Source organism: Streptomyces justiciae (assembly GCF_015163075.1).
In the GTDB taxonomy this organism is placed as follows: Bacteria; Actinomycetota; Actinomycetes; order Streptomycetales; family Streptomycetaceae; genus Streptomyces; species Streptomyces justiciae.
Genome location: NZ_JADDXU010000002.1, coordinates 209,349 through 228,655, shown reverse-complemented (window position 1 = coordinate 228,655; position 19,307 = coordinate 209,349). Strand labels below are relative to the sequence as shown.

General features: G+C 71.3%; 17 protein-coding genes and 1 pseudogene. 14 read left to right on the top strand and 4 right to left on the bottom strand.

All coding sequences use genetic code 11. The features are described from left to right. The 8 genes from IQ210_RS05195 to IQ210_RS05160 all read left to right on the top strand — a co-directional run bounded on the left by IQ210_RS05195 (position 1) and on the right by IQ210_RS05160 (position 9,607). Positions 1–837, top strand: coding sequence for an undecaprenyl-diphosphate phosphatase (locus IQ210_RS05195; RefSeq protein WP_194077504.1), 837 nt, complete (start codon positions 1–3; stop codon positions 835–837). A 158-nt stretch (positions 838–995) separates the two neighbouring features. Continuing rightward, the gene (locus IQ210_RS05190) at positions 996–1,679 is read left to right on the top strand and encodes a FadR/GntR family transcriptional regulator (RefSeq protein ID WP_194078178.1); all 684 of its coding nucleotides are present in this window, start codon (positions 996–998) and stop codon (positions 1,677–1,679) included. Beyond that, entirely contained in the window at positions 1,676–3,130 is a 1,455-nt protein-coding gene (locus tag IQ210_RS05185; RefSeq protein ID WP_194077503.1) for an amino acid permease, read from the top strand. Before IQ210_RS05190 ends, IQ210_RS05185 begins: the two co-directional genes overlap by 4 nt. Before the next feature lie 123 nt (positions 3,131–3,253). Then, a complete protein-coding gene (locus IQ210_RS05180; RefSeq protein WP_194077502.1) occupies positions 3,254–4,270 on the top strand; it encodes an asparaginase in 1,017 nt (338 codons plus the stop codon). 114 nt (positions 4,271–4,384) lie between these two features. Further along, a complete protein-coding gene (gene aspA, locus IQ210_RS05175; RefSeq protein ID WP_194077501.1) occupies positions 4,385–5,797 on the top strand; it encodes an aspartate ammonia-lyase in 1,413 nt (470 codons plus the stop codon). A gap of 47 nt (positions 5,798–5,844) precedes the next feature. Then, positions 5,845–6,777 carry a glutaminase gene (locus IQ210_RS05170; protein ID WP_194077499.1) on the top strand — a complete coding sequence of 311 codons (933 nt, stop codon included), beginning with the start codon at positions 5,845–5,847 and terminating at the stop codon, positions 6,775–6,777. A 71-nt stretch (positions 6,778–6,848) separates the two neighbouring features. Beyond that, on the top strand, positions 6,849–8,234 hold the full coding sequence (gene mptB, locus IQ210_RS05165; protein WP_194077497.1) for a polyprenol phosphomannose-dependent alpha 1,6 mannosyltransferase MptB: 1,386 nt from the start codon (positions 6,849–6,851) through the stop codon (positions 8,232–8,234). Continuing rightward, on the top strand, positions 8,231–9,607 hold the full coding sequence (locus tag IQ210_RS05160; RefSeq protein WP_194077494.1) for a glycosyltransferase 87 family protein: 1,377 nt from the start codon (positions 8,231–8,233) through the stop codon (positions 9,605–9,607). Before mptB ends, IQ210_RS05160 begins: the two co-directional genes overlap by 4 nt. A gap of 59 nt (positions 9,608–9,666) precedes the next feature. Here IQ210_RS05160 and IQ210_RS47110 read toward each other — a convergent pair. From IQ210_RS47110 to IQ210_RS05150, 3 genes and pseudogenes are all read right to left on the bottom strand, one after another. After that, positions 9,667–10,503, bottom strand: a pseudogene (locus IQ210_RS47110) (D-alanyl-D-alanine carboxypeptidase family protein); the annotation flags it as partial. Positions 10,504–10,630: 127 nt separating this feature from the next. Beyond that, positions 10,631–11,758 carry a transcription termination factor Rho gene (rho, locus tag IQ210_RS05155; RefSeq protein WP_228047047.1) on the bottom strand — a complete coding sequence of 376 codons (1,128 nt, stop codon included), beginning with the start codon at positions 11,756–11,758 and terminating at the stop codon, positions 10,631–10,633. A 244-nt stretch (positions 11,759–12,002) separates the two neighbouring features. Next, positions 12,003–12,830, bottom strand: coding sequence for a class I SAM-dependent methyltransferase (locus IQ210_RS05150; RefSeq protein ID WP_194077490.1), 828 nt, complete (start codon positions 12,828–12,830; stop codon positions 12,003–12,005). A gap of 101 nt (positions 12,831–12,931) precedes the next feature. On the opposite strand from IQ210_RS05150, the gene IQ210_RS05145 reads away from it, so the two are divergent. From IQ210_RS05145 to IQ210_RS05120, 6 genes are all read left to right on the top strand, one after another. After that, positions 12,932–13,852, top strand: coding sequence for a zinc-binding dehydrogenase (locus tag IQ210_RS05145; RefSeq protein WP_194077488.1), 921 nt, complete (start codon positions 12,932–12,934; stop codon positions 13,850–13,852). Positions 13,853–14,007: 155 nt separating this feature from the next. After that, positions 14,008–14,778, top strand: coding sequence for an SDR family NAD(P)-dependent oxidoreductase (locus IQ210_RS05140; protein ID WP_194077486.1), 771 nt, complete (start codon positions 14,008–14,010; stop codon positions 14,776–14,778). 1 nt (position 14,779) lies between these two features. Next, positions 14,780–15,196: a VOC family protein gene (locus IQ210_RS05135; protein WP_194077484.1), complete on the top strand. Its 417-nt coding sequence runs from the start codon at positions 14,780–14,782 to the stop codon at positions 15,194–15,196. Positions 15,197–15,201: 5 nt separating this feature from the next. After that, entirely contained in the window at positions 15,202–16,710 is a 1,509-nt protein-coding gene (locus IQ210_RS05130) for an MFS transporter (protein ID WP_256780467.1), read from the top strand. Between the two features lie 180 nt (positions 16,711–16,890). After that, entirely contained in the window at positions 16,891–18,063 is a 1,173-nt protein-coding gene (locus IQ210_RS05125) for a NucA/NucB deoxyribonuclease domain-containing protein (RefSeq protein WP_194077479.1), read from the top strand. Next, a complete protein-coding gene (locus tag IQ210_RS05120; protein WP_194077477.1) occupies positions 18,060–18,524 on the top strand; it encodes a hypothetical protein in 465 nt (154 codons plus the stop codon). Before IQ210_RS05125 ends, IQ210_RS05120 begins: the two co-directional genes overlap by 4 nt. Here the strand turns inward: IQ210_RS05120 and IQ210_RS05115 are convergent. Next, a complete protein-coding gene (locus tag IQ210_RS05115; protein WP_194077475.1) occupies positions 18,500–19,285 on the bottom strand; it encodes an SDR family NAD(P)-dependent oxidoreductase in 786 nt (261 codons plus the stop codon). The two genes, IQ210_RS05120 and IQ210_RS05115, sit on opposite strands and share 25 nt — an antisense overlap. Between the last annotated feature and the right edge of the window lie 22 nt (positions 19,286–19,307).

Genomic DNA, 19,307 nt, shown 5'->3' with positions numbered 1-19,307 from the left:
ATGAGCGTCATCAGCGTCGGTCAGGCCGTCGTCCTCGGAGCCGTCGAGGGGGTGACCGAGTTCCTGCCCGTCTCCTCCACCGGTCATCTGAAGATCACCGAGGGGCTCATGAACATCCCCGTCGACGACGACGCCGTCGTCGGGTTCTCGGCCGTCATCCAGGTCGGCGCGATCGCCGCGGTGCTCGTGTACTTCCGCAAGGACATCGTGCGGATCGTCTCCGCCTGGTTCCGCGGACTGCGCGACAAGGAGGAGCGGTACCACCACGACTACAAGTTCGCCTGGTGGGTGATCTACGCGACCATCCCGATCGTCGCGGTGGGACTCGCCGCCAAGCCGCTCATCGAGGGGCCGCTCGCCTCGCTGTGGGTGGTCGCCGGCTCCCTGCTCGTCGGCAGCGGTGTGATGTGGGCGGCGGATCAGATGGGCCGCCACAAGCGTGGGGAGGACGACACCACGCTCAAGGACGCGATGCTCGTCGGCAGCTCCCAGATCCTCGCCCTGCTCTTCCCCGGCTTCTCCCGCTCCGGCGCCACCATGTCCACCGCGCTCATGCTCGACCTGGACCGCGTGGCCGCTACCCGCCTCTCCTTCTTCCTCGGCATTCCCGCCCTGACCGGCGCCGGCATCTACGAGCTCAAGGACGCCCTCGGCACCGGCGCGGGCGCCGCCCCGCTGGCCGTCGGCACGGCCGTCTCCTTCGTCGTCGCCTACGCCTCCATCGCCTGGCTGCTGAAGTTCGTGGCGAAGCACTCCTTCAACGCGTTCGTGATCTACCGGATCGTCGTCGGCGTGCTGCTCTTCGGCCTGCTGGCCACGGGCGTTCTCGACAGCTGACCGGCCCCGACGGGGCGTGAGAGGGCATTCACCTCACACGCCCCGTGAAAATCTCCTTTCAGGCGCCTTGACAGCACCCTCCCGCCGCCCGGAGTATCTCTCCCGTGAACCTGTCAGACAGCCGGACAGCCGGACAGCCCCCGCGGCGCGTCAGCGCCATGGAAGCGGTGCTGGCGCATCTGCGCGCCGCCATCGAGCGCGGTGACTACGCCATCGGCGACAAGCTCCCCTCCGAGGCCGAGCTCTGCCGCACCCTGGAGATCAGTCGCCCCGTGCTGCGCGAAGCCCTGCGGGCGCTGCAGACCATGGGGCTGACCGTCTCCAAGACCGGCAAGGGCACCTTCGTGGTCGCCAGCGCCGTGGAGGACCCCACCTTCGGCGACTACGCGGCCAGCGACCTGCTGGAGGTGCGCCGGCACGTCGAGATCCCCGTCGCCGGGTACGCGGCCCTGCGCCGTACCCCGGAGAACCTCGACCACCTCGCGCACCTGCTCGACCGCATGGAGCGGGAGACGGACACCACCGCGTGGGTCGCGATGGACACACTGTTCCATCTGGCCGTCGCCGAGGCCGCCCAGAATCCGGTGTTCCGCCGGGTCATCGAGGAGATCCGGGACGCACTGGCGCGTCAGTCGGCCTTCCTCAACGAGCTGGGCGGGCGCCGCGAGCAGTCCAACCGCGAGCACCGGGCGATCGTCGAAGCGCTGCTGGACGGTTCCGAACACGACGCGGTGGAGGCCATGTCCCACCACCTCGACCGCGTCGAGACCACCCTCACCGACATCGTGCGTCCCCCTGGCAAGGGCACGGACACCCCCACGGAAGGCGACCCCCAGGCGTGAGCGAGCAGATCCTGCACGATGGTGTGCAGAAACGTTCCGGCCATGTCGACGCGGGAGACGAGGGATACAGCAAGTCCCTCAAGCACCGGCACGTCAACATGATCGCCATCGGCGGTGCCATCGGCACCGGCCTCTTCCTCGGCGCCGGCGGCCGCCTCGCCGACGCCGGCCCCTCCCTGTTCATCGCCTACGCGGTCTGCGGCATCTTCGCCTTCCTGGTGGTCCGCGCCCTCGGCGAACTCGTCCTGTACCGCCCGTCCTCCGGCGCCTTCGTGTCGTACGCCAGGGAGTTCCTGGGCGAGAAGGGCGCGTACACCGCGGGCTGGATGTACTTCCTGAACTGGGCCACCACCGGCATCGCCGACATCACCGCGGTTGCTACTTACACCCACTACTGGGGGATGTTCTCCGACATCCCGCAATGGGTGATCGCGTTGATCGCCCTGGCGGTCGTGCTGACCGTCAACCTGATCTCCGTCAAGATCTTCGGCGAGCTGGAGTTCTGGTTCGCGATCGTCAAGGTCAGCGCGCTGGTGATCTTCATGTGCATCGGCATCTTCCTGCTGGTCACCCAGCACGACGTCGCCGGCTCCACCCCCGGCCCGTCCCTGATCACCGACAACGGCGGCGTCTTCCCCAACGGCCTGCTGCCCATGCTGCTGATCATCCAGGGCGTCGTCTTCGCCTACGCCTCCGTCGAACTCGTCGGCGTCGCCGCGGGTGAGACCGAGAACCCCGAGAAGATCATGCCGAAGGCGATCAACTCGATCATGTGGCGCGTCGGCCTGTTCTACGTCGGCTCGGTGGTCCTGCTGTCGATGCTGCTGCCGTGGAACAAGTACACCTCCGGCGAGAGCCCTTTCGTGACCGTGCTCTCCAACATCGGCGTCCCGGCGGCCGGCGGCGTGATGAACCTCGTCGTCCTCACCGCGGCCATGTCCTCGCTCAACTCCGGCCTGTACTCCACCGGCCGCATCCTGCGCTCCATGGCCAAGTCCGGCTCCGCGCCCAAGTTCACCGGCGTGATGAGCCGCACCCAGGTTCCCTACGGCGGCATCCTGCTCACCAGCGGCATCTGCGTCCTCGGCGTCGGCCTCAACTTCGTGGTCCCCGCCGACGCGTTCGAGATCGTGCTGAACTTCGCCGCGATCGGCATCCTCGCCACCTGGGGCATGATCATGATCTGTCACCTGGTGTTCTGGCAGAAGACCCAGCGCGGCGACCTGTCCCGCCCCGGCTACCGACTGCCGGGCTCGCCCTGGACCGAACTCGTGACGCTGGCCTTCCTCGCCTCCGTCCTGGTCCTCATGTACGCCGACGGCGGCGCCGGACGCACCACCGTGCTGTGTCTGCCGCTGATCGTCGGGGCGCTGGTCGCCGGCTGGTTCGCCGTCCGCGGCCGGGTCGCCCGTACGGCGACCACATCCGAATCCGCAGGCGCCGACGCGTGACCACGCACGTGAGCGCCGAGACCCACCTCACCCGCGCGGCCACGTGACCCCTCACGTGAGCGGCGACATCCCCTCCACCGGCGGCCACGCGTGATCCGCGGGGCGCTTCCCGAGAAGGCAGTTATGTTCAGCAGTTCCGTCGCGGACGCACCCCTGATCCGCGAGCCCCTCCACGCTCCCGTCGCCCACCTCATACGCGGCGGGGTCGTGGAGGGCATCCACTACGGTTCCGTCGTCGTCCTCGGTGCCGACGGCCGCGTCGAGTTCCAGCTCGGCGACATCGAGGCCGCGTTCTATCCGCGCTCGGCGCTCAAGCCGGTGCAGGCGGTCGCCATGGTGCGGGCGGGGCTGCCGCTCGACGGCGAACTGCTGTCACTGGCCGCCGCGAGCCACTCCGGCGAGGAGCGGCACCTCGCCGGGACGCGGCGGATTCTCGAACTGGCCGGTGTCGGCGAGGACGCCCTGCGCAACGTTCCCGACATGCCCTTCGGTCCCGCCGTGCGGGACGCATGGGTGCGGGAAGGGCGTACGGCCTCGCGGCTCGCCCAGAACTGCTCCGGCAAGCACGCGGCGATGCTGTACACCTGCGTGCTGAACGGGTGGCCGCTCGACGGGTACCTCGACCCCTCCCATCCGCTGCAGCAGGCCATCGCCGAGATCGTCGAGGACCTCACCGGGCAGCGGATCGCACGCGTGACGGTGGACGGGTGCGGGGCTCCGCTGTTCTCCGTGTCCCTGAACGGGCTGGCCCGTGCCGTCTCGCGGATCGCCTCCGCCGTGCCCGGTACGCCGGAGGCGCGGGTCGCCGAGGCGATGCGTGCGCATCCGGAGATGGCGTCCGGGGCCGGGCGGGATGTCGCCGCGCTGATGCGGGCCGTGCCGGGGCTGCTCGCCAAGGACGGGTTCGAGGGTGTTCAGGTTGCCGCGTTGCCTGATGGGCGGGCGGTTGCCGTGAAGATCGCGGACGGGGCGAATCGGGCGCGGGTTCCTGTGGCGGCGGCGGCGTTGGCGTGGGCCGGGGTGTCTCCGGAGCTGCTCACCGAGTTTCAGGGCGAGGCGCTTCTTGGGGGCGGGGAGCCGGTGGGGTGTGTGCGGCCGGTTCGGTCGCTGGAGCCCGTTGTGGTTTCGGCCTGCGCCTAGGGATGTGCCTCGTTCGTTGAATCGCGACTGCGGGCCGGTTGTGGCTGGTCGCGCAGTTCCCCGCGCCCCCAAGACACTCACCCTCACCCCTCTCAGAAAGAGGAACCGAACCTCATGACCTCCGTCGTCGCCCGCACCGAGCACGATCTCCTCGGGTACCGGGACATCCCCGCCGATGCCTACTGGGGTGTGCACACCCTGCGGGCCACCGAGAACTTTCCCATCACCGGGACGCCCATCTCCAGCTACCCGCATCTCATCGACGCCCTCGCCGCCGTCAAGGAGGCCGCCGCTCTTGCCAATGAGGAGCTGGGGCTGCTGGAGCCGCGCAAGGCCGCTGCCATTGTCGAGGCCTGCCGGGAGATCCGGGACGGGAAGCTGCACGACCAGTTCGTCGTCGACGTGATCCAGGGCGGGGCCGGGACCTCGACCAACATGAACGCCAACGAGGTCGTGGCCAACCGGGCGTTGGAGCTGCTGGGGTACGCGAAGGGCGAGTACCAGCACCTGCACCCCAACGAGGACGTCAACCTGGGGCAGTCCACCAATGACGTCTACCCGACCGCAGTCAAGATCGCGACGGTCTTCGCGGTGCGTGGACTGCTCAAGTCGATGGCTGTACTGCAGGACTCGTTCGCCCGTAAGGCGGTCGAGTTCCGTGACGTGCTCAAGATGGGCCGTACACAGTTGCAGGACGCGGTGCCCATGACGCTCGGTCAAGAGTTCTCCGCGTATGCCGTCATGATTGACGAGGATCGCAACCGTCTTGACGAGGCCGTCCAGTTGATCCATGAGATCAACTTGGGTGCCACTGCCATCGGGACCGGGCTCAATGCTCCCGCCGGGTACGCCGAGGCCGCGCGGCGGCATCTCTCCGCCCTCACCGGGCTGCCCCTCGTCACCGCCGCCAACCTGGTCGAAGCCACCCAGGACTGCGGGGCGTTCGTCCAGATGTCCGGTGTACTCAAGCGGATCGCCGTCAAGCTGAGCAAGAGCTGCAATGATCTGCGGCTGCTGTCGTCGGGGCCGCGTGCGGGGCTCGGGGAGATCAACCTGCCGCCCGTGCAGGCCGGTTCGTCGATCATGCCCGGCAAGGTCAACCCGGTGATCCCCGAGGTCGTCAACCAGGTCGCCTTCGAGGTGATCGGCAACGACGTGGCCATCACCATGGCCGCCGAGGCGGGACAGCTCCAGCTCAACGCCTTCGAGCCGATCATCCTGCACTCCCTGTCGGAGAGCATCACGCACCTGGGCGCCGCCTGCCGCACCCTCGCCGAGCGCTGCGTCGACGGGATCACCGCCAACACCGAGAAACTGCGCGCGAGCGTCGAGAACTCCATCGGTCTGGTCACCGCCCTCAACCCGCACATCGGGTACGAGGCCGCCACCGACATCGCCAAGGAGGCCCTCGTCACCGGCCGCGGCGTGGCCGAACTGGTGCTGGAGAAGGGGCTGTTGCCCGCCGAGACCCTTGCCGATCTGCTGCGGCCCGAGGTCGTCGCGGGCAGCGGGCAGGCCCTGGCCTGATCAGCCACAACAGTGCGGATGCGCGTCCCGACCGGCCCGGAGGCACAATGGTGATCATGAGTTCGTCCCTGACCTTCGAGCCGGTCCTGGAGCGCATCGCCGAGGAGATCGAGCGCACCCCGGGACGAGGCCGCCCCGCCGACTACATCCCGGCGCTCGCGGCCTGCGACCCGCGCAGCTTCGGCATGGCCGTCGCGGAGCTCGACGGCACGGTGTACGGCGTGGGGGACTGGCGGCAGCCGTTCTCCACGCAGTCCATCACCAAGGTCTTCACCCTCGCCCTCGACCTGGCCCGCGAGGGCGACGAACTCTGGGAGCACGTGGGCCGCGAGCCCTCCGGCAACCCCTTCAACTCCCTGGTCCAGCTGGAGTACGAGAACGGCATCCCGCGCAACCCGTTCATCAACGCGGGCGCCCTCGTCGTCACCGACCGGCTGCTGACCCGTACCGGAGACGCGGCGGGCGAACTGCTGGCGTTCCTCCGCGCGGAGAGCGGCAACCCCGGGCTGGAGTTCGACGAGGAGGTCGCCGCCTCCGAGTCGGCCCACGGCGACCGCAACGCCGCCCTCGCCCACTTCATGGCGTCGTACGGCAACATCGACAACCCCGTGCCCGGCCTGCTCGACCAGTACTTCCGGCAGTGCTCCCTCCTGGCCTCCTGCGCCGACCTGGCCCTGGCGACCAGCTTCCTGGCCCGGCACGGCATCCGTGCCGACGGCACCCGGCTGCTCACCCGCAGCCAGGCCAAGCAGGTCAACGCGGTGATGCTGACCTGCGGGACGTACGACGCGGCGGGCGACTTCGCCTACCGCGTCGGCCTGCCGGGCAAGAGCGGAGTCGGCGGCGGCATCATCGCGGTGGTGCCGGGGCGGTGCACGCTGTGCGTGTGGAGTCCGGGGCTCGACGAACGCGGCAACTCGGTGGCGGGAGTGGCGGCGCTGGACCGGTTCACGACGCTGACGGGCCTGTCGGTGTTCTAGGGCGTCTTCTTGACACAGGTGTGCCACACCCCCGTCAATTTCCGGCCACCTGGCAGCGAAACGCTCCCAGCGTGGTCGACCTACGCCGCTGCCAAATACTCGGCCTGGCCGGAACCACCGTCCTCGCGGCAGGCGGTGAAACGGCCGGCGCCCTCCCCGTGCGGGACCTCCTCAGCCCGGCCTCCGTACACGCCGCCGTCGGCCTCATCGGCGTCTACTTCGGCGTCGTCCTGCTCATCGCGGCCTGGGCCTTGCTGGGCCGGCTGATCAGGACCCCCGAGTCGCCCACTCCGCGCGAACTGCTCCTCGTCCTGGCGCTCTGGGCGGCACCCCTCCTCCTCGCCCCGCCCCTCTTCAGCCGCGACGTCTACAGCTACCTCGCCCAGGGCGCCATGGTCGACGCCCACATGGACGTGTACGCCCACGGCCCCGCGCAGCTCGGCGGTCCGCTCGCCGACGAGGTCGCCCCGATCTGGCGGCACACCGGGGCGCCGTACGGCCCGGTCTTCCTCGCCGTCGCCTCCGCGCTGGCCGGCCTCACCCGCGGCGAACTCCCCGCCGGCCTCTTCGGCATGCGGCTCGTCGCGCTGTCCGGCGTGGCCCTGATGGCGGCGGCACTGCCCCGGCTCGCCCGGCACAGCGGCGCCGACCCGGCCGCGGCGCTCTGGCTCGGCGCCCTCAACCCGCTCGTCCTGCTCCATCTGGTCGCCGGCGCCCACAACGACGCGATCATGCTCGGACTGCTCGGCGCGGGCCTGGTCGCGGCGCTGGGCCGGTGGCCGGTCGTGGGCGCCGTGCTCGTCACCCTCGCCGCGCTGGTCAAGGCGCCCGCCGTGCTCGGGCTGGTCGCGGTCGTCGTCCTCCAGACCCGGGCCGGCCGCCGACCGGCGAAGGCCGTCCTGACCACCGCTCTCGCCGCGGCGGCCACCACGGTCGTCGCGACGGCGGCCGCCGGGACGGGCTACGGCTGGATACGCGCCCTCAGCACACCGGTGTCGCCCCAGAACTGGGCCCTCACCAGCCTCCTCGGCCGCGCCACCGGCGCCCTCCTGGAACACCTCGGCAGCGACCTGGCACCTCTGGCCGTCCCCGCCTGGCACGCGCTCGGCATCGCCCTCACCGCGGGTCTCGTGGCGGCCATATGGTGGCGGCTGCGCCCACGCCCGGTGTACGCGCTCGGCCTGAGCCTCGCCACCGTGGCCGCCCTCGGCCCCGCGATACGCCCCTGGTACGCCCTGTGGGGCCTGTTCCTCATCGCCGCCGCGGCACCCACCGCCTCGGTACGGCACCGGGTGGCGGCCGTGACCGGTGTCCTCGCGCTCGCCACCCTGCCCAGCGGCGGTCCCGCCGACGCCGGCCAGTTGGTGCTGGCCGTCTCCGGGGGCGTCCTGGCCGTGGTCGTCCTGTGGCAGGCCCACCAGACGGACCGGGCGCCGGCGTGGGGTCGTACGGCATGAACCCGCCCCGCACGGACCGCGGCCGACTGCTGCTGCTCCTCGCGCTCGCCACCGCCGTCACCGTGTTCACCGCGACCGTGCCGCTGCTGCGCGACTGGTTCGACCTGCGCGTCTACTACGGGACCGTGGACAGCTGGGTCCATCACGGCGGGCGGATCTACGACTACCGGATGCCCGGCACGACGTACGGCTTCACCTACCCGCCCTTCGCCGCCGTCGCCATGCTGCCGATGGCGTTGCTGCCGCTGTCCGCCGCGATCGCGGGTTCCGTGCTGCTGAACGCGACGGCGACGGCTGTCGTCGCGCGGGTGCTGAGCGGACGGCCGCTCAGGCGCTTCGGCTGGTACGGCTGTGCCCTCGCCGTCTGCGCGCTGGCCCTGTTCGAACCGCTGCGGGACACGTTCAGCTTCGGCCAGGTGAACCTCCTGCTGCTGGCCCTGGTGCTGACGGACGCCTGGCTGCTCGCGGGCGGCCGGGGCCGGTGGGCGGGTTGGGGCATCGGTCTGGCGGCGGCCGTCAAACTCACGCCCGCCCTCTTCATCGGCCTTCTGCTGCTGGCCGGGCGCCGCCGGGCCGCCGCCGTCGCGACGGCCGTGGCCGCTGGGGCCACTGCCCTGGCCGTGTGGGTGGCCCCGGAGGCCTCCCGCTTCTACTGGACCCAGGCGATGTGGGACACGACGAGGGTGGGGCGCCTGGACTACGTCTCGAACCAGTCGCTGCAAGGGATTCTGGCGCGGCTGGGGGAGACGGACCGAGCGGCCTGGGCGGTGGCGGTCCTGCTGGCCCTCGGCGTCTGGGCGGTCCGCGCGCGTGCGGCGGCCGCCGCGGGTGACTGGACGGCGGCGTTCGCGCTGACCGGGCTGACCGCCTGTCTGATCAGCCCGATCACCTGGGTGCACCATCTGGTGTGGCTGCTGCCGGCCTTCGCCGTGCTGGTGCGCGCCGGGCACGCGCGCGTGGCGGGCGCCCTGTACGCGGTGCTGTGCACCAGCGTGGTGTGGCTGTGGTTCGACGACGCGTCCGGCGTCGACGGGTTCCTCGGCAGCAACACGTACACCTGGATCACGCTCGGCCTGCTGCTGTGGCTGCCGACCGGTCAGCCGCGCCCGGCCCGCCCGTTCCTGGCGCGCAGGGCGAAGGCGACCGCGCCCGCGCCGAGTGCGGACACGCCGACGATCACCCCGGCCCGGGTCCAGTCGGGCCCGCGTTCCGACACGGTCGCGGCGGCCACGGGCACCGCGGCCGGGCCCGGCCGCGGTCGGCCGCGCAGCGCGTCCAGCGAGCCCACGGCCGCGACGCGACCGGCCGCGCCGAACCCCCAGTCGAGCAGCTCCCGCGCCTCCTCGTACACGGCGAAACCGCCGCCCGCCTGAGGGTTCATGACGGTGACGACGAGGGTGCGCCCGCCCCGCTTCGCGGCGGCGACGAGGGTGTTGCCGGCGTGGCTGGTGTAGCCGTTCTTGATGCCGACCAGCCCGTCGTACGGCTCGACGCCGTCGGCGCCGGTGAGCAGCCGGTTGGTGTTCTGGATGCCGTACGACCAGCCGCCGCCCCCGGGGAACTGTGCCTCGGCCGTGCCGCAGTACCGCGCGAAGTCGGGGTTGCGCAGCCCCGCCCGCCCGAAGACGGCGAGGTCGTAGGCAGACGAGACCTGACCCGGCGTGTCGTATCCGTCCGGGGACCGCACATGGGTGTCGAGGGCGCCGAGCGCCCGGGCCTTGGCCTGCATCCGGACGGCCGTGGAGCGCCAGCCGCCGCTGAGCCCGGCGAGGACGTGCACGGCGTCGTTGCCGGAGTTGAGGAAGACGCCGCGCCACAGATCGGCGACCTTGTACGTCTGTCCTTCCCGCACCCCGACCAGACTGCTGCCGTCACCGACGTCGGCCAGTTCGTCGTCCCCGACCCGATGCCGGATGCCGGCGGGCAGGAGCGGCAGCACGGTCAGCGCGAACAACGTCTTGAGCGTGCTGGCCGGCGGCAGCTTGCGATGCGCGTCGTGCGCGGCGAGCACCTCCCCGCTGTCCGCGTCCGCCACGACCCACGACAGCGCGGAGACGTCCGGGAGACGCGGTGCCTTCGTGAGCGGCCGCACCTGGGTGCCGGACCGGTACAGCAGCCGCGGCTGCGGGGCGGAGGCCTGCGGCCCGCCGGGCGCGTCGGGGTCGGAGCCGGTGGACGCGACGGCCGCGGCGGGGGCGAGCACGAGCAGACCCGCCGTGCACAGCCCACAGGCCGACGCGACAGCCCGGGAAGGAAATCCGATGGTCATACCGCAAAACTAGAAACGGACCTGCTCTACGCGGTGCTGCCCGGGCCGTACGGGACGCGCGAGCACCCGGACGGGGGATGGGCCGGCGGATCAGGGGCGGCCTCGGCCGGGATGAGTCGACGGCGCGTCAGGTCGTGGGCAGCGTCGGCTGGATGCGGCGTACGAACGTCGCGTTGTCCGGGGTTTCGCGCATGCGCTCCAGGAGGGTTTCCAGGCCATCCTTGTCGCGGAGGGCCCGGCGCAGCCCCCTTGAGGCCGTCAACTCGGCCGGGGGCAGGAGGAGTTCCTCGCGGCGGGTGCCGGAGGGGTTGAGGGAGACGGCCGGGAAGACGCGGCGGGCGGCGAGTTCGCGGTCGAGGCGGAGTTCCATGTTGCCGGTGCTCTTGAGCTCCTCGAAGAAGAAGTCGTCGGCACGGGAGCCGGTCTCCACCAGCGCGGTGGCGAGGATGGTGAGCGAGCCGCCCTCCTCGGCCAGTCGGGCGGCGCCGAAGAAGCGCTTGGGGCCGATCAGCGCGGTCGCGTCCACGCCACCGCTGAGCGTGCGGCCACCCGCGGCGGCCGCGTTGTTGTGGGCCCGGCACAGCCGGGTGAGCGAGTCGAGCAGGATCACGACGTCCTCGCCGGCCTCGACGAGCCGCTTGGCCCGCTCGATGACGAGCTCGGCGAGCGCGATGTGCTGCTTGGGCGTGCGGTCGAACGTGGAGGCGTACACCTCGCCGCGCACGGAGCGCCGCATGTCGGTGACCTCCTCCGGCCGCTCGTCGAGCAGCACCACCATCAGGCGGCACTCGGGGTGGTTGCCGGCGACGGCCGCCGCGATCTGCTGGAGCAGCACCGTCTTGCCGGTCTTGGGCGGGGCCACGATCAGCCCGCGCTGCCCCTTGCCGACGGGGGCGAGGAGGTCGGTGACGCGGCCGGTCAGACCGGACGCGGGGTGTTCGAGGCGGATGCGCTCCCGCGGGTGGAGCGGGGTCAGGTCGCCGAAGCGGCGACGGTTCCTGTCGGGGGTGCGGCCGTTGACCCGGGCGACCTCGGTGAGGGCGCGCTGGGTGCCGCGGACACCGTCGACGAGGTCGCCCTTGCGCAGGCCGTGGCGGCGGATCAGCGCGGGGGAGACCTGGAGGTCGGTGGGCTGCGGCAGCAGGTCGGCGGAGCGCAGGTGGCCCTTGCCGCCGGCGTCGATGTCGAGGACGCCGGTGACGGCGCGGACCGGGGGTTCCTGCTGGATCGGGGGGTGTTCGAGTGTGGTGGTCATGGTGGTGGGTCCTTTCACGGACGTACGGCATGAGGCATGCGGAAGGGAGGGAGGCCGCGAACGAGAGGGAAGGCGGACACAGCGCCTTCGAGCGGCGGGAAACCAGCCATCGGACCCGTTGGTCACGAGGTGGTGAGAAGAAGCCGGTACGGCTTGTACGCCGATCGGCGAACTGTGGAGAGAACTGGCACCGGCGCCCACGACTGGGCGTACACAAGTGCTAGCAGGACCGTACCACGCCGGTTCAGCGGGTGGCGAGGAGTCCGTAGAGGAGCGGGATGCGCGGCTCGGGGAGCCGCCACCAGCCGGACGGGGTGCGGACCATGTGCGGCCAGCGCGGCCACGGCAGCTCGTCGCTCTCGGTGAGGCGCCGGACGGTCAGTCCTGCCTGCACCAACGCGTTGAGGACCTCGCTTATTCCGTGCATCCACTCGTAACTGTCCGTGGCCCCCTCGACGGCCGGCCCGTCGGTGTACGTGTGGGTCGCGTCCCGGCGCACGGCCCCCGCGCCGCCGAGGTAGTCGTGGCGCAGCAGCAGTTCCGGCCCCTCTCCCGGGGCGGGCTTGGGGCCGAGGGAGTTGAGGAGCGGATGGAACTCCACGACGTACAACTGTCCGCCCGGGCGGAGGAGTTGAGCGACGACGCCCGCCCATCGCTCCAGGTCGGGCAGGTAGCACAGCGCGCCCTTGCCCGTGTAGACGACGTCGAACCGCCGCCCGCCCAGGGCCGCTTCGGCGTCGTACACATTGGCCTGGACGTAGTCGACGTCGACGCCCGCCTTCGCCGCGATGTCCCGCGCCGCCGCCACCGAGGCCGCCGAGAAGTCGAGGCCGGTCGCGCGGGCGCCGCGGTGGGCGAAGGCGATGGTCTCCGTGCCCAGATGGCACTGGAGGTGGAGCACGTCGCGGCCGGACAGATCGCCGAGGTCGTCCCACTCGAAGCCGGCGAACCAGCGGGCCGGGTCCAGGTCCTCGTCGAGCCCGTAGAAGCGGCTGGCGAGGTGGACGGGCGTGCGGGCGTCCCAGTTCGCCTGGTTGGCCCGCATGAACCGCGCGTGCTCGTCGGTGGTCATGAGGCCATCCAAGCGGCAACGGCGGTGGGGTGGTGGGAAGAAGCCCGGATCGGCCACGGTTGGGGTCGGCGAATGGCCGATGGCGACCGGAGGGACAGGCAATGCGCGCATTGATCGTGGACCCGGAGGCACCCGGACGACTGAGCCCGGGGGAGGCGCCGGAACCGGCACCCGGGCCGGGGCAGGTCCTGGTGGAAGTACGGCACAGCTCCCTGAACGCTGCCGAACTGTACTTCGCGGAGCGCGGCGCACCGGGCGAGGTGATCGGCTTCGACTCGTCCGGCGTCGTCGTGCGTGCCGCCGCCGACGGCACGGGGCCCGCGGTGGGCACCCGGGTCGTGGGGTTCGGGGAGGGCGGCGGATTCGCCGCGTCGCGTGCCCTGGACGTGGCCGACCTGGCTGTGGTCCCGGACGGCGTCGACCTCGGCGAGGCCGCTGCCCTGCCCGTCGCCGCGGGCACCGCCCTGCGCGCGCTGGAACAGGCGGGACCGCTGCTCGGCCGGCGGGTCCTGGTCACCGGGGCGTCCGGCGGGGTGGGCGGCTTCGCGGTGCAGCTCGCGGCGCTCGGCGGGGCGTACGTCATCGGCGTGGCCGGTTCCGAGGACGGGCGCCGGTGGGTCGGGGAACTCGGGGCCGACGAGGTGGTGTCCGGACCCGAGCAGGTGACGAAGCCGGTCGACGTCGTCATCGACAACGTGGGTGGCGCCCAACTCGTCGCCGCATACGGCCTGTTGGCGTCCGGCGGCAACCTGCAGAGCGTCGGCTGGGCGTCCGGCGGGGACGCGGTGCTGCCGGTCGGCTCCACACTGGGCAGCCCCGCACCCCGGTCGATCGTCTCGGTGTACAACGGTGGCGGAGTCACCGACCGCCGCGCGCAGTTGGATCGTCTGCTCGCCCTGGTCGCCGCCGGGAAGCTGCGGGTGCCGGTCGGCTGGCGAGGCCCGTGGGACAAGATCGCGGACGCCGTCGCGGCGTTGAGCGAGCGCCGGCTGCGGGGGAAGGCGGTGCTGGACGTCAGCTGAGCCGCCCGGCAACGCGGCCCGGCCGGCTGTGCCGCATACCAGCCATACGAACCCCCGATGGCGGTTCGCCGACGCATTTCTTGTTCTGGCCAAATCCCCTCCCTACGCTGCCACCACCGCACTTCGGCGGGACGGAACAAGGGGCTTGGACAATCATGGGTCGACTGGCGGGAAAAATCGCCTTCATCAGTGGGACGGGAGCCGGAATCGGCCGCGCGGCCGCTCAGGTATTCGCGGCTGAGGGTGCGCTGGTATTCGGCTGTGACATTGACGAGGACAGCGCGGCCGAAACCGTGGAAATGGTCGAGAAGGCCGGGGGAGTCATGCGCTCCCTCGCCCCCGTCGACCTTTCCACGCAGGCCGGGGCGCGCGAATGGATCGACGCCGGGATCGCGGCCTTCGGCGGAATCGACATCCTCTACAACAACGCCTCCGCGCTGCGGAACGGGCCGTTCGAGACGATGCCGGCCGACGACTGGTACTTCACCATCAAGAACGAGCTCGACATCCCGTACTTCTGCACGCAGGCCGCCTGGCCGCACCTGATCGCCCGCGGCGGCGGCGCCGTCCTCAACGTGGCCTCGGTGGCCGCCGTACGCGGTGCCCCGTTCCTGCCGATGGTGCCGCACGGTGCCGCCAAGGGCGGGGTCCTGGCGATGAGCAAGCACCTGTGCGCGGCTGGCGCCCCGCACCGCATCCGCGTCAACACCATCGCTCCCGGCATGACCCGCACCTCGGCCACCGCCCCCTTCCTCGACGACCCCGACGGCCCGAAGGCCCAGCTGGAGGCGCGCATCCCGGTCGGGCGGGTCGGCGAGCCGGAGGACATCGCGCGGGCCGCCGCCTTCCTCTGTTCCGACGAGGCGGCCTTCGTCAACGGCGCGAACCTCATGGTCGACGGCGGCGACAGCGCCATGGCGGGCTGACGTGGACCTGCGACTCGACCACGTCGGCGTCAACGTACGCGATCTCGACGCCCAAACCACCTGGTACCGAGCCGCGTTCGGGCTGCGGACCGTCTTCGAGTTCCACCTAGAAGAACCCGGCCTGCGCGGCGTCGTGCTGGAGCATCCGCACGGCTGGCGCCTCGAACTGCTGGCCCGCCCCGGCTCCACCCCGGGCCTGAAGGCCCCCGACCCGATCACCGCCGCCCGCACCGAGGGATACGGCCACTTCGCGGTCACCACCCCTGAACTCGACCCCGTCCACGCGGCCCTGGTGGCCCATGGAGCGGGCGAGGCCGTAGCACCGGGACCGTCCCCCGAACCCGGTGTGCGCATGGCCTGGGTCACCGACCCCGAGGGAAATCTCATCGAACTCATAGAGCGACGGAGTACGGAATGACAAGCGTGCTGAAAAGACTCGACAGGGGAACCCTCATAGCCTGCTGTCTGGCCGTGGCCGCCGCGCAGCTGTGCATTACCGTGCCCTCGCCCATCAACGGCGAGATCCAGGCCGCATTCGGCGCCTCCGGATCTCAGGTGGCGTGGGTGACGTCCGCCTTCATTCTGCCCACCGCCATTCTCGAGCTGAATTTCGGTGTGGTGGGTGATCTGTTCGGCCGTAAAAGGCTGCTGGTGCTCGGCGGATTCGTCCTCGCGCTCGGTGAACTGCTGAACGCGACCTCGCAGAACATCGAAATGCTGTGGATCGGCCAGGCACTCGCCGGTATCGGCGCCGCCGCCCTCTTCCCGAGCTCCCTCGCGGTGATCGCGGCCGCCACCCCGGACGAGAAGGACCGGGCGAAGGCCGTCTCCACCTGGGCGCTGAGCATTTCCCTCGCCTCGGCCGTGGGCCCGCTGTCCTCCGGCGTGCTCGCCACCGTCGCCGACTTCCGCTGGGCGTTCGTGCCGCCGATCGTCCTCGGTCTGGTCGTCGGCGTCGCCAGCTGGTTCCTGGTCACCGACTCCAAGGCCCCCGAGGGCCGCGCCCTCGACTGGCCCGGCCAGATCACCGTCGCCGTCGGCCTCACCGCCCTGCTCTGGGGCATCATCGAGGGCGGCGAGCGCGGCTGGGGCAGCCCGGCGATCGTCGGCACCCTCTCCCTCGCCGCCGTGGCCCTGGCCGCCTTCGTCGTCGCCGAGAAGCGCGCCGCGTCCCCGATGTTCAACCTGGACCTGCTGAAGATCCCGTCCTTCGCCGCGGCGGCCGTCGTCGCACTGGCCGGCATGTTCGGCTTCATCGGCACCGCCTACTGCGTCTCCATCCGCCTCGGCGCCGTCATGCACCTCAGCGCGCTCAAGGCCGGCATGCCGTTCGTGATCCTTCAGCTCATCCCGCTGCTCCTGGCGCCCGTGCTGAGCAAGATGCTCACCCGCGTCGAGCCGCGATGGCTGCTGGTCGGCGGACTGCTGCCGATGGCCGCCGGGCAGTTCTGGATCGCCGCCCTGCCCATCACCACCACCTCCCTGGCCGCCTTCATCGGCCCGGTGCTGCTGCTCGGCGTCGGCTTCATCTGCGTGGTGTCCTCACTGACCTCCGCCGCCGTCAACGCCGTACCGCTCAACATGACCGGCATGGCCTCGGGCGCCACCAGCCTGGTCCGCGAGTTCGGGCAGGGCCTCGGCCCGGCCGTGATCAGCACGGTCGCGATGAGCCTCGCGTCCTCCGCCCTGGTCGGCAAGCTGTCGGGCGCCGACGCGGGCATGGAGGCGGCGGCCGGTCCGCTCGCCGTCGTCAACGCCGGCAGCGACAGCGCCCGCGCCGCCGCCCAGGACGCCCTCGCCCACGGCATGGCCGTCGGCGTGGTCATCTGCGGCTGCGCCTCCCTGCTCGGCGCGGTGGTCACGCTGCTGCTGGTCCGCAAGAACACCGCCCGCGCGACGGTCGAGGCGGCGGTGCAGCCGGCGTCCGTCTGACCGACACCACCCCAGAAAAGGGCCGGGACTCACGAGTCCCGGCCCTTTGTGCGCACCCATGACCACACCGCAACGCTGTCGTGAAAGGGATGCGAAAGCACAGGAGGCGAGAGGGAGTTCGCACCAGGGTCGGGCGACAGGAAGGCCACCACAGCACGCGATGGATTCCAAGGGGGAACCATGCGACGCACCTCAGGCTTACTCGCCGTCCTTGCAGCAGCGTTACTGACACTGCCCACCGGCCCACCCGCCACGGCCGCCGAGACACCCGCACCCACGGCGGTCGCCGCCCTCCCGGACGAACCGGACGACGACTTCGTCGAACAGTGCCAGAACGACCCCGAGTCGAACAGCGAACAGGGCAGGGTCTGGGACCGCACCACCTGGTGCCAGCACACCACCAGCTACGGCGAGATCATCGTCAACGGCCAGACCAGCAGAGCGGACATCACCTACACCGCCCTCGCCTACGCCGACCAGGCCGACCGGAAGGTGCGGATCTTCTTCCAGGTCGACGACTTCGACACCAACTACGGAGTCATCAACTCCTTCACCGACATGCGCATCAGCGTGGGCTGCCAGGCCTTGTGCGACGTCAGCGGCAACGACGACAGCGACAAGGACAACATGCTGCTCACCTGGCGGGACTTCACCGGCTTCGTCTCCTGGGACATCACCTCGCAGGACGACGGCGTGGGCGCCGAACGCATCGCCCGGCACCGCTGGAACTTCTCCGGCCAGCTCGTCACCTCGTACGGCCAGGCGACCGTCCCCGGTGTCGGCCTCGACCACCACATCCGCTGCGACTCCGCCGGGACCGTGCCCGGCTACGGCGGCTGGACCGCCAAGGCGTGCATCAACGACGACGTGCTGCCGTACATCACCTACAGCAAGTCAGGGCCGGCGGCCGGCGTCGCCCAGCACATCGAGACGGCGCTGAACCGGCCCGCCGACACCTATCCCAACCGGGGCACCCCGAAGACCATCCCCGGCAAGTACACAGGGAACCCGGACGACCCCGGCCTGCACCGCATCGCCGTCGGCTCGCCGGAGTACGTGGCGAACCGCGCCGAGCAACGCAGGATCAGGGACCGCAGCGCCCCGTACAACGGCCCCGACGACCTGCCGGTGAAGCCGCCGGCCGACGTCCAGGCCGACGAGTTCCCCTTCGCCTCCACCCGCGAGGGACTCGGCGCCAAGGACGCCCAGGGCAACCTCCTCGGCAACGGCTCGGTCGCCTGGGTCGACTCGGCGCAGAACATCGCCGGCGGGAACCAGCTGAAGGACTTCTACAAGAGGGACCGCATCCTGATGGGCGACCACGACGAGTTCTACGTCAACATCGTGCCGTGACCCACCCGCGTTCCACCGAGGCCGAGGTCGTCATCGACGAGGGCCGGCTCACGGTCGAGGACCTGGCGGGCGGCTGGGCCGTCGCCGCCGGGCCCTCGGCCGGGGCGCCCTGGCTGCTGACCGCGGACGACATCGTGATCCTGGTCAGCGCCTCGGACGCGCTGTTGCAGTACCCGGCCGTGCGGGTGGAGGCGTGGGACCGCGCACCGGCGGCGGACGAGGGCTGGACCAACACGGGTGAGGCCGTGCTGCGGCTGAGCGGTGGAACCGTCGGCATCCTGCCGTTCGGCGGCGGCGAGGTCGCCGGGGAGCCGCTGGTGGTGGGGCCGCCCGGCCGGTACGCGGTACGGGCCCACCGCACCGGCGGCGAGCAGGTCGACGCGCTGCTGCGGGACGACCCGGAGGCGGTCCCGCACGGCGTCGAGCGGTTCCTGCTTCAGTTCTGGCCGGTGGCGGGCTGATCGAGGGCGTTGGTGATCGCCTTCACCCCGCCGTGTGCCGCGTACCCGCCGTCGACGGTGATCTCGGCGCCGTTCACGTACGACGCCTCGTCCGACAGCAGATACACCACCAGTGGCGCCACCTCGTCGACCGTCCCCGCCCGGCCCTGGGGCGTCAGCGCGAGATGGGCCCCGACGAACACCGGGTTCGCGGACGCCATCAGCGGCGTCTCGATGTACCCGGGATGGATCACGTTCGTACGGATGCCGCGCGGCGCCAGCTCCAGCGCGGCCACCTTCGACAGGCCCCGCAGCGCCCACTTGCTGGTCGTGTAGGCGACCGCGTGATGAGCGGTGAGGCCCGCCACGGAACCGACGTTGACGATCGACGAACCCGGCGGCATCAGCGGTGCGAGGGCCTGGATGCCGAGCAGGGCACCGGTCGTGTTGACCGCGAACGCCCGGTTCCAGTCGGCGAGTTCGACCTCGCCCAGGCGGGCCCGCATCGGGATGCCCGCGTTGTTGACGAGGCCGTGCACGACCTCCAGCCCGCCCGCGAGGGCGGCCCAGTCGTCCGGCGAGGACACGTCCAGACGCCGGTAGCGGACGTCTAGGCCGTCGGCGCGCAGGGCAGCGGCGAGCTTCTCGCCCGGCTCGTCCAGGACGTCGGTCGCGATCACCGTCGCGCCCTCACGGGCGGCCGCCGCCACCTCCGCGGCTCCTTGGCCCTGCGCGGCTCCGGTGACGACGACGGTACGGCCCTGAAGACGCGTACGGCTCACGGCTCCTCCTGGGAGTGGGTGC